Below are 10,165 nucleotides of genomic sequence, written 5' to 3'. Positions count from 1 at the left end.
GCGGCGCAGCCCCCTTGGGGGGCAGCAAGCGCGCAAAGCGCGCGCAGCGTGGGGGCCCTTTACTTTTTGTTTACACCCCCCTCCCGAACGTATATCCCGTTTTTATCCCCTGCTCCGTAACCTGCCGGTGTCCTGATTGGTCACCTGGCCTGCCCGGCGCGCATCCGCCTTTGCCGCGCAGGCCCGTCGTTCGAAGGGAGCCGTGCTCCCGGGAGGAAAAACGTGGATGCCATCTATATCGCCGTCTTCGCCGTCATGGCCGGGCTGACTGTCGCCCTGCTGCGCTTCTGCGAAGCCCTGTCTACCGGAGAGCCGTCATGAACTGGCTCTATTGGGTCAGCGGCCTGACTGCCGCCCTGCTGTTCGTCTACCTGCTGGTCGCCCTGTTCAAACCGGAGAAATTCTGATGACCGCCGAATTCGTCGGATTGCTGGTCCTGTACCTGGCAGTCCTGCTTGCGATCGCGCCCCTGCTCGGGCGCTACATCCGCATCGCCATGGAAAACGGGCAATCCCGGCTGACCGCCTGGGGCCGCCCGCTTGAGCGCGGCATCTACCGGCTGGCGGGCATCGACCCGCAGGCCGAGATGGGCTGGAAGCGCTACACCCTGGCCGTGCTGGCCTTCAACATCCTGGGCATCGTGGTCGTCTACGGCCTGCAACGGCTCCAGGGCATGCTGCCGCTGAACCCGGCCGGCATGGGCGCCGTGACGCCGGACTCGGCCCTGAACACCGCCATCAGCTTCGTCGCCAATACCAACTGGCAAGGCTATGCCGGCGAATCCACGATGAGCTACCTGACGCAGATGCTGGCGCTGACGGTGCAGAACTTCGTCTCGGCCGCCACCGGCATCGCCGTCCTGTTCGCGCTGATCCGCGGGCTGGCACGGCACTGCTCGGCCACCGTCGGCAACTTCTGGACCGACATGGTCCGCTGCACGCTGTATGTGCTGCTGCCCCTGTCCTTCGTGCTGGCGTTGGCGCTCGTCAGCCAGGGCGTGATCCAGAACTTCAGCCCGTATCAAGACGTGCAGACAGTCGAGGCCCTGCATTACGACCAGCCGCGCATGGACGCCCAAGGCCAGCCGGTGCTGGACGCCAAGGGCCAGCCCGTGACCGATCCCGCCGTCACGTCGACGCAGACGCTGGCGATGGGTCCGGTGGCCTCGCAAGAAGCCATCAAGCTGCTGGGCACCAACGGTGGTGGCTTCTTCAACGCCAACTCGGCGCATCCGTTCGAGAACTCGACTCCGTTGGCGAACTTCCTGGAAATGCTGGCGATTCTGGCGGTTCCGGCCGCGCTGTGCTTTACCTTCGGCGAAATGGTGGGCAGCCGGCGCCAGGGCATCGCGATCCTGGCGGCGATGACCGTGCTGTTCGCCGTCTTCGCGTTGGGCACCGCCTACTTCGAGCAGCAGCCCAACCCCATGGCGGCCCAGGCTGGCGCCGACAACGCAATGACCGCGTTCTCGCCGGGCGGCAACATGGAAGGCAAGGAAACGCGCTTCGGCATCGCCGCGACGTCACTGTTCGCCGTCATCACCACGGCCGCCTCCTGCGGCGCGGTCAACGGCATGCATGACTCCCTCACCGCGATGGGCGGGCTGTCGCCGATGCTGCTGATGCAGCTGGGCGAAGTCGTCTACGGCGGCGTGGGGTCCGGCCTCTACGGCATGCTGGCCTTCGCGATCCTGGGGGTCTTCATAGCCGGCCTGATGATCGGCCGCACGCCCGAGTACCTGGGCAAGAAGATCGAGGCCTACGACATGAAGATGGTGTCCATCGTCATCCTGGCCACGCCGCTGCTGGTGCTGGGCGGCACCGCGCTGGCCGTGTCGGTGTCGGCCGGCCAGGCGGGGGTGCTGAACCCGGGCATCCACGGCTTCTCGGAAATCCTCTACGCGCTGTCGTCCGCCGCCAACAACAACGGCAGCGCGTTCGCCGGGCTGTCCGCCAATACGCCCTTCTACAACGTGCTGCTGGGCATCGCCATGTGGTTCGGCCGCTTCGCCGTGATCATCGCCGTGATGGCCATGGCCGGATCGCTGGCGGCCAAACGCCGGCTGCCCGCCGGCCCCGGCAGCATGCCCACGACCGGCCCCCTCTTCGTGGTGCTGCTGATCGGCGCCGTGCTGCTGGTGGGCGCCCTGACATATGTGCCCGCGCTGGCCTTGGGCCCGGTCGCGGAACACCTGCAACCCTGAATGCAACAGGCTAGGAAAGAAAATGGCCAAGATTGAAATGCCAACAACCAGCGCAGGCGGCGGCGCCGCCCGCGCGCCCGCAGCCGCCTCCCAAGACCGTTCGTTCGGCATGTGGTCGCGCTCGCTGGTCGGGCCTGCCGTGCTGGACAGCCTGCGCAAGCTCTCGCCCGCCGCGCAGTTGAAGAACCCCGTGATGTTCGTGGTCTACGTCGGCAGCATCCTGACGACAGTGCTGTGGGTGATGGCCCTGCGCGGCCAGGCCGAGGCCCCCGCGGGCTTCATCCTGGCCATCTCCGTATGGCTGTGGTTCACCGTGCTGTTCGCCAACTTCGCCGAAGCATTGGCCGAGGGCCGCGGCAAGCAGCAGGCGGCCACCTTGCGCGGCCTGCGCACCACCATCAACGCCCGTCTGCTGAAGAATTTCCGCGAGGCGGACATCCGCGACGCGCAGCCCGGGCAATGGCGCGACCAGGCGGTCAGCCAACCCTCGGGCCTGCTGCGCCGCGACGACGTGGTGCTGGTTGAAGCCGGCGAGACCATCCCCGGCGACGGGCAGGTGATCGCGGGCGTCGCCTCGGTGGACGAAAGCGCCATCACCGGCGAATCCGCGCCCGTGATCCGCGAATCGGGCGGCGACTTCTCGTCGGTCACCGGCGGCACGCGCGTGCTCTCCGACTGGATCTTCGTGCGCATCGCGGCCGATCCCGGCGAGAGCTTCCTGGACCGCATGATCGCCATGGTGGAAGGCGCCAAGCGCCAGAAGACGCCGAACGAACTGGCGCTGACCATCCTGCTGGTCGGCCTGACCGTGGTGTTCCTGCTGGTGGTCGTGACCCTGATGCCGTTCTCGATCTACGCGGTCAGCGCGGCCGGCGGCGGCTCGGCGGTCACCGTGACCGTGCTGGTGGCGTTGCTGGTCTGCCTGATCCCCACCACCATCGGCGGCCTGCTGTCGGCCATCGGCGTGGCGGGCATGAGCCGCATGATGAGCGCCAACGTCATCGCCACGTCGGGCCGCGCGGTGGAAGCCGCGGGCGACGTCGACGTGCTGCTGCTGGACAAGACCGGCACCATCACCTTCGGCAACCGCCAGGCCTCCACCTTCCTGCCCGCGCCGGGCGTGTCCCCGCGCGAACTGGCGGATGCGGCCCGCCTGGCGTCGCTTGCCGACGAAACACCGGAAGGCCGCAGCATCGTGGCGCTGGCCGACAAGGCCATCCACGCGCCCGCTCCCCATATGGCGGAGGTCGAATTCGTGCCCTTCACGGCGCAGTCGCGCATGAGCGGCGTGAACCTGGGCGAGCGCATGATCCGCAAAGGCGCGGTCGATGCGATCCAGGCCTGGCTGGCCGCGCAGGAGACGACCGTGCCGGACCAGGTATTGCGCCTGGCCGAAGACGTGGCCCGCCGCGGCAGCACGCCGCTGATGGTCAGCGACGGCAACCGCGCGCTTGGCGTGGTCGAACTGAAGGACATCGTCAAGCCCGACATCCAGTCGCGCTTCGCCGAACTGCGCCGCATGGGCATCAAGACAGTGATGATCACGGGCGACAACAAGCTGACGGCGGCTTCCATCGCGGCCGAAGCCGGCGTGGACGACTTCCTGGCGGAAGCCACGCCCGAGGCCAAGCTGAAGCTGATCCGCGCCTACCAGTCCGAAGGCCGGCTGGTGGCGATGACGGGCGACGGCACCAATGACGCCCCCGCGCTGGCGCAGGCCGACGTGGCGGTGGCGATGAACTCGGGCACCCAGGCCGCAAAAGAAGCCGGCAACATGGTGGACCTGGACTCCAACCCCACCAAGCTCATCGAGATCGTTGAAATCGGCAAGCAGATGCTGATGACCCGCGGCGCGCTGACCACCTTCAGCGTGGCCAACGACGTGGCCAAATACTTCGCCATCATTCCCGCCGCGTTCGCCACGGTCTATCCGCAGCTCAACGTGCTGAACATCATGGGCCTGGCCACGCCGGCCTCGGCCATCCTGTCGGCCGTGATCTTCAACGCGCTGATCATCGTGGTGCTGATCCCGTTGGCGCTCAAAGGCGTGCGTTACCGGCCGCTGGGCGCTTCCGTGCTGCTGCGCCGCAACCTGCTGATCTATGGCCTGGGCGGCCTGCTGGTGCCGTTCGTGGGCATCAAGCTGGTCGACATGGTGCTGACCGCGCTGGGCTGGGTCTGACCCCGTCCGCCGCACCCAGCCCGACTCAAGAAAGGAATCCATCATGAAACACGCAACCCAATCCGCCCCCGTCCTGCCGCACTCGGGCGGCATCCTGCGGCCGGCGCTGGTCGTCTTCGCCGCCCTGTCCCTGGTGACGGGCCTGGCCTACCCCTTCCTGACGAGCGGCGTGGCCGCCGCGGTGTTCCCGCACGAAGCGGCGGGTTCCCTGATCAAGCAAGGCGACAAGGTCGTCGGCTCGGAACTGATCGGCCAGTCCTTCACGTCGCCGCAGTATTTCTGGAGCCGCCCATCGGCCACCGCGCCGATGCCGTATAACGCGGCGGCCTCGGGCGGGTCGAACCTGGGCCCGCGCAACCCCGCGCTGGCCGAAGCCATCCAGGCCCGCATCGCGGCCCTGAAGGCGGCCGACCCCGAAAATCCCACGCCCGTGCCGGTGGACCTGATCACGGCGTCCGGCAGCGGGCTGGACCCGCACATCAGCCCCGCCGCGGCAAGCTACCAGGCGGCACGGGTGGCCCGCGCCCGGCACCTGCCCCGCGAACAGGTCGACGCCCTGATCCAGGCCAATACCGAAAAGCCCTGGCTGGGCGTGCTGGGCGACCCGGTCGTCAATGTGCTGATGCTGAACCTGGCGCTGGACCAACTGGGCACGGCGCGCTGATGGCGCAGCGTATAGTATTGCCAGCCTTCCCCACCCGACCCTTGCGCGTTCATGGCTGACATTGCTGGCGAGCGTCCCGACCCCGACGCGCTCTTGAAGACCTTGGACGACGCCGCGCGCCAGGCGGTGCGCGGCAAGCTGCGCGTGTACTTCGGATCGTCCGCCGGCGTGGGCAAGACCTACGCCATGCTGGTCGCGGCCCGGGCGCAGGCCACGCAGGGCATCAGCGTGCTGGCCGGCATCGTCGAAACCCATGGCCGCCGCGAAACCGCCAGCCTGCTGGAAGGCCTGGCGGTCTTGCCGCTGAAGGAAGTGGCATACCGCGGCCACGTCTTGAAGGAATTCGACCTGGACGGCACCCTGGCCGCCCGGCCCGGCCTGGTGCTGGTGGATGAGCTGGCGCACTCGAACGCGCCCGGTTCCCGCCACGCCAAGCGCTGGCAGGACATCCAGGAATTGCTGGCGGCCGGCATCGACGTCTGGACCACGCTGAATGTGCAGCATCTGGACAGCCTGAACGAAGCGGTGGGCAGCATCACCGGCGTGCGCGTCTGGGAAACGGTGCCCGACGAGGTCTTCGACGCGGCCGACGAAGTCATCCTGGTGGACCTGTCGGCCGATGAACTGTTGCGGCGGCTGAAGGAAGGCAAGGTCTACCTGCCTGAACAGGCCCGCCACGCCACCCGCAATTTCTTCCGCAAGGGCAACCTGATCGCCCTGCGCGAACTGGCGCTGCGCCGCACCGCGGACCACGTCGACGACGACGTCCAGGCCTATCGGCGCGACCGCGCCATCGAGCCCGTCTGGCGCACCCGCGAAGCCGTGGTCGCCTGCATCGGCCCGGACATCGAAGCCGAATACGTGATCCGCAGCGCGCACCGGCTGAGCCAGCAGCTGGAATGCGACCTGCACGTCGTCACCATCGACACGCCCCGCGCGGCACCCACGCCGCAGGCCGAGCAAGACCGCATGCAGCGCAGCCTGGCCTTGGCCGATTCGCTGGGCGCGCGCACCGAAACCCTGGCGGGCGGCGACATGGTCGACGCCGTGGTGCGCTATGTGCGCCGGCACAACATCACCAAGGCCATCGTCGGCCGCACGCGGGCCACCGGCCTGCAGCGCCTGCGCCTGTCGGTGTCGGCCCTGCTGACCGCGGCGATCACGCCGGGCTGGCTATGGCGCCGGCACAGCTTCGCCGACATGCTGGCCGCCGGCTGCCCCGAGATCGACATCATCCGGCTGGGCGCCCCGCCCCTGCCCGCCAGCGCCGCCCCCGGCCGCGACCCGCTCACGCTGGGGCGCCGCGCAGGCCAAAGCGCCGACGAACGCAATGCCCGCCCGCTGGCCGGCTACGCCTGGGCGCTGTGCTATTGCGCGGCGGCCACAGGGCTGTCGATGCTGGCCTTTCCCGTGCTGCACCAGACCAACATCGTCATGCTGTTCCTGCTGGCCGTCGTGGGGGTGGCGCTGCGCCATGGCCGCGGGCCCGCGGCGCTGGCCTCGGTCGTCAGCGTGGGGTTGTTCGACTTTTTCTTCGTGCAGCCGCTGGCCTCGTTCGCCGTCTCGGATGTGCAATACCTGCTGACGTTCGGCGTCCTGCTGTCCGTGGGCCTGCTGATCGGCCAGTTGACGGCGGGGCTGCGCCTGCAGGCCCAGGTCTCGGTCAAGCGCGAGGCCGATGCGCGCAGCCTGTACGAGTTCGCGCGCGAACTGTCGTCGGCATTGCTGCCCGAACAGATCGTGGCCTCGGCCGGCGCCTTCGTGCACGCCACCTTCGGTTCGCGCTGCGCGCTGTACATCCTGGGCCTGGACGACCGGCTGAAGCTGGCGTCCCCCGCCGCCGCCGACATGCCACCCCTGGAATCCGCGCTTGCCCAATGGGTCTATGACCACGGCCAGCCCGCCGGCGCGGGCACCGCAACGCTGTCCAACAGTGATCTGCTGTACCTGCCGCTGAAAGCGCCCATGCGCACGCGCGGCGTGCTGGCACTGGCCGCGCCTCGCCGCAGCCTGTTCACCCATCCCGATTCGCGGCGCCAGATCGAGGCCTACGCGACGTTGATCGCCATCGCGCTGGAACGCCTGCACTACGTGGAAGTGGCGCAGCAGGCGCTGGTCAGCATGGAATCGGAGCGGCTGCGCAACTCGCTGCTGGCCGCCGTGTCGCACGACCTGCGCACGCCGCTGACCAGCCTCGTCGGCATGACCGACACCTTGACGCGGCAGCAGGCCGCGCTGCCCCCCGACGTGCAGGACACCGTCCGCGCCATGCGCGACCAGGCGCAACGCATGCACGCGCTGGTCGTCAATCTGCTGGACATGGCGCGGCTGCAAAGCCGCGACACGCCGCTGCGCCTGGAATGGCAATCCATCGAAGAACTGGTGGGCGCGTCGCTGGCCGCCATGCGCGAGCCGCTGGCCGGCCACCGCGTTGCCGTGGCCAGCCTCTCGCAATTGCCGCTGGTGGAATGCGATGGCGTGCTGATCGAACGCGTGCTGTGCAACCTGCTTGAGAACGCGGCCAAATACACGCCGGCGGGCAGCACGCTGCGCATCCACGCCGCCGTGCATGAATCGGAACTGCGCGTGGCGGTCAGCGACAACGGCCCCGGTGTCGCCCCCGGCGCAGAACGCCGCATCTTCGAGAAATTCACACGCGGCGAACGCGAATCGGCCACGCCCGGCGTCGGCCTCGGCCTGGCCGTGTGCGAAGCCATCATCTCGGCCCACCATGGCCGCATCTGGGTCGAACACACGCCGGGGCTGGCTTCTGGCGCCCAATTCGTCTTCAGCCTGCCGCTGGGCACGCCGCCCGCGATCCAACCCGAAACCCTTTGACCGGCCATCCGCATGTTCGACTACCAGCCTACTGTCCTGATCATTGAAGACGACGCCAACATCCGGCGCTTCGTGCGCCAGGCGTTGGAAAGCGAGGGATGCGCGGTGCACGAGGCCGACACCGTGCGCCGCGGCCTGATCGAGGCCGGCACCCGGCAGCCCGACGCCATCGTGCTGGACCTGGGCCTGCCCGACGAAGACGGCATGACCCTGATCCGCGAATTGCGCGGCTGGACTGAAGTGCCCGTGCTGGTGCTGTCCGCCCGTAGCGCCGAAGCCGACAAGGTGGCCGCGCTGGATGCCGGCGCCGACGATTACCTGACCAAGCCTTTCGGGGTCAGCGAACTGCTGGCCCGCCTGCGCGTGCTGCTGCGCCGGCATGCGCGCGGCGGCGCGGGCAACGCGGCCGAGATCGCCTTCGGCGATGTGCGCGTCGACTTCTCCAAGCGCGTCGTCGAGCGCGCCGGCCAGCACGTGCATCTGACCGCCATGGAATACCGCCTGCTTGCCGCGTTGCTGGCGCACCGCGGCAAGGTCATGACCCACCGCGAATTGCTGCGCGAGGTCTGGGGGCCGTCGCATGTGGAAAGCAACCACTACCTGCGGATCTACATGGGCCATCTGCGCCAGAAGCTGGAAGCCGACCCCGCCCAGCCCGTCTACCTGCTGACCGAAATCGGCGTGGGCTACCGCTTCGCGGGCTGAGCGCCCGCGCCCTCCTCCCGCATTGATGCGGCCTTTATGCGGACGGCGCGAGTCTTGTCTCGCGCTTTATGCCGATCCTCCTATTGTTGCGGTCCCGTACAACATCTGGAGCATCCCATGTCCCGCAACACCCTGGCCGCGCTTGTCCTGCTGACGCTCGGCGCCACCGCGCACGCCAGCGACGCGCCCGCCGCCGCAGAAGCCCCCGCCGCCTCCGATTTCAGCCTGACGGCCAACGTCACGCTGGCCAGCCAGTACCGCTACCGCGGCCTGATGCAGTCCAACAACAAGCCCGCCATCCAGGGCGGCTTCGACCTGACCCACGCCAGCGGCTTCTACCTGGGCAACTGGAACTCCAGCATCAGCTGGCTCGGCGACACCAACAGCGAGGTCTCCGCCCCCGTCGAGATGGACTTCTACGGCGGCTACAAGGGCAATCTGACGGACAACGTGCCCGTCGACCTGGGCGTCTTGCAGTACTACTACCCCGGCGACTACCCGTCCGGCTACACCAGCCCCGACACCACCGAGCTGTATGCGGGCATCGGCTACGGCCCCGTGATGTTCAAGTACTCGATCGCCCTGACCAACCTGTTCGGTTTCGCCGACAGCAAGTACAGCCAGTATTTCGACCTGTCGGGCAATGTCGACACCGGCATCTGGGGCCTGACCGTCAACGCCCACGTCGGCCGCCAAATCGTGCGCAACGTCGACAACGGGTCCTATACCGACTGGAAGCTGGGCCTGACCAAGGACTTCGGCCAGGGCCTCTCGGTGTCGCTGGCCTACCTGGACACCAATGCGGACCGCGCCGTCTACACCAACACGCGCGGGCGCGACATGGGTCGCGCGACCGGTCTGCTGTCGGTGACCAAGACGTTCTGAAGCGCGGGGCGTTGACGCGTTTTTTACGCGGCCCGCCCGCTTTTATCGGCAGGATTTACGGCGCCGTTCCTATAGTGGAATCGTCATCAACCAACCGGAACCGCGGACCGCGCCAGACAGCGCCTCCGTCCCGCCCCACCGCCATGATTCCCCGACTGGACCGCCGCAGCCACGCTTTCCCCGACCGTTCCCCGGCTCCTTCCCTGCCGCCTGTGCCGCAATCCCAGATGGTGGCACTGACGGTCAGGATCGACACGCTGGACGCCCTGAAGGTGCGCCTGGCGCTGCACCGCGAATTGGGCGACCGCATCGGCGTATACCTGCTGTCGGTGGACCACGCCCATGCGCAAAGCATCCTGCAACTGCAATGCGCACGCGGTGAACTCGACGCCTTGATGCACGCCGTCATGTGCGGCCTGCCCCAAGCCGAATTCGGCCCGGTCCGCCCGGCAACCGCGATCACGGTGCAATAAGCCATGGACATGCCAGCCAAAACGGTTTTCGACGGCATCTGGTTGCCGATGGTCACGCCGCTGCGCGGCGGCTACGTGGACCTGGACGCCGCGCAGGCGCTGGCCCGCTACTACCGCAACGCCGGCATCGCGGGCCTGGTCCTGTTCGGGTCCACGGGCGAGGGCAATCTGCTGAGCCTGTCGGAGAAGGCCGACATGATCGAGGCCATCGCCAG

Annotated in this window: 9 protein-coding genes; all 9 read left to right on the top strand. The window is 68.1% G+C overall.

What is annotated here, in order from left to right:
• Positions 1–317 precede the first annotated feature (317 nt).
• Positions 318–407, top strand: a complete 90-nt coding sequence (gene kdpF / locus ACO6D5_RS21720; RefSeq protein ID WP_006223569.1) for a K(+)-transporting ATPase subunit F — start codon at positions 318–320, stop codon at positions 405–407.
• Positions 407–2,203, top strand: coding sequence for a potassium-transporting ATPase subunit KdpA (gene kdpA / locus ACO6D5_RS21715; protein ID WP_485826481.1), 1,797 nt, complete (start codon positions 407–409; stop codon positions 2,201–2,203). The genes kdpF and kdpA overlap by 1 nt, the downstream gene beginning before the upstream one ends.
• Before the next feature lie 22 nt (positions 2,204–2,225).
• Complete coding sequence (gene kdpB / locus ACO6D5_RS21710; RefSeq protein ID WP_315526483.1) at positions 2,226–4,385, top strand: potassium-transporting ATPase subunit KdpB; 2,160 nt, start codon at positions 2,226–2,228, stop codon at positions 4,383–4,385.
• A gap of 43 nt (positions 4,386–4,428) precedes the next feature.
• Entirely contained in the window at positions 4,429–5,049 is a 621-nt protein-coding gene (gene kdpC, locus ACO6D5_RS21705; RefSeq protein WP_485826480.1) for a potassium-transporting ATPase subunit KdpC, read from the top strand.
• Between the two features lie 51 nt (positions 5,050–5,100).
• Positions 5,101–7,887, top strand: coding sequence for a DUF4118 domain-containing protein (locus ACO6D5_RS21700; RefSeq protein WP_485826479.1), 2,787 nt, complete (start codon positions 5,101–5,103; stop codon positions 7,885–7,887).
• A gap of 12 nt (positions 7,888–7,899) precedes the next feature.
• Positions 7,900–8,592 (top strand): two-component system response regulator KdpE, encoded by a 693-nt coding sequence (kdpE, locus tag ACO6D5_RS21695; protein ID WP_169270544.1) that lies wholly within the window; start codon positions 7,900–7,902, stop codon positions 8,590–8,592.
• Between the two features lie 117 nt (positions 8,593–8,709).
• Positions 8,710–9,477, top strand: coding sequence for a TorF family putative porin (locus tag ACO6D5_RS21690; RefSeq protein ID WP_485826478.1), 768 nt, complete (start codon positions 8,710–8,712; stop codon positions 9,475–9,477).
• Positions 9,478–9,620: 143 nt separating this feature from the next.
• Entirely contained in the window at positions 9,621–9,950 is a 330-nt protein-coding gene (locus tag ACO6D5_RS21685; protein WP_485826477.1) for a hypothetical protein, read from the top strand.
• A gap of 3 nt (positions 9,951–9,953) precedes the next feature.
• On the top strand, positions 9,954–10,165 hold a 212-nt coding region (locus tag ACO6D5_RS21680), incomplete at its 3' end, for a dihydrodipicolinate synthase family protein (protein WP_485826476.1).

It is taken from the genome of Achromobacter sp. (assembly GCF_057314935.1).
The sequence above is the reverse complement of the archived record's forward strand: the minus strand, read 5'-3'. Positions and strand labels throughout refer to the sequence as shown.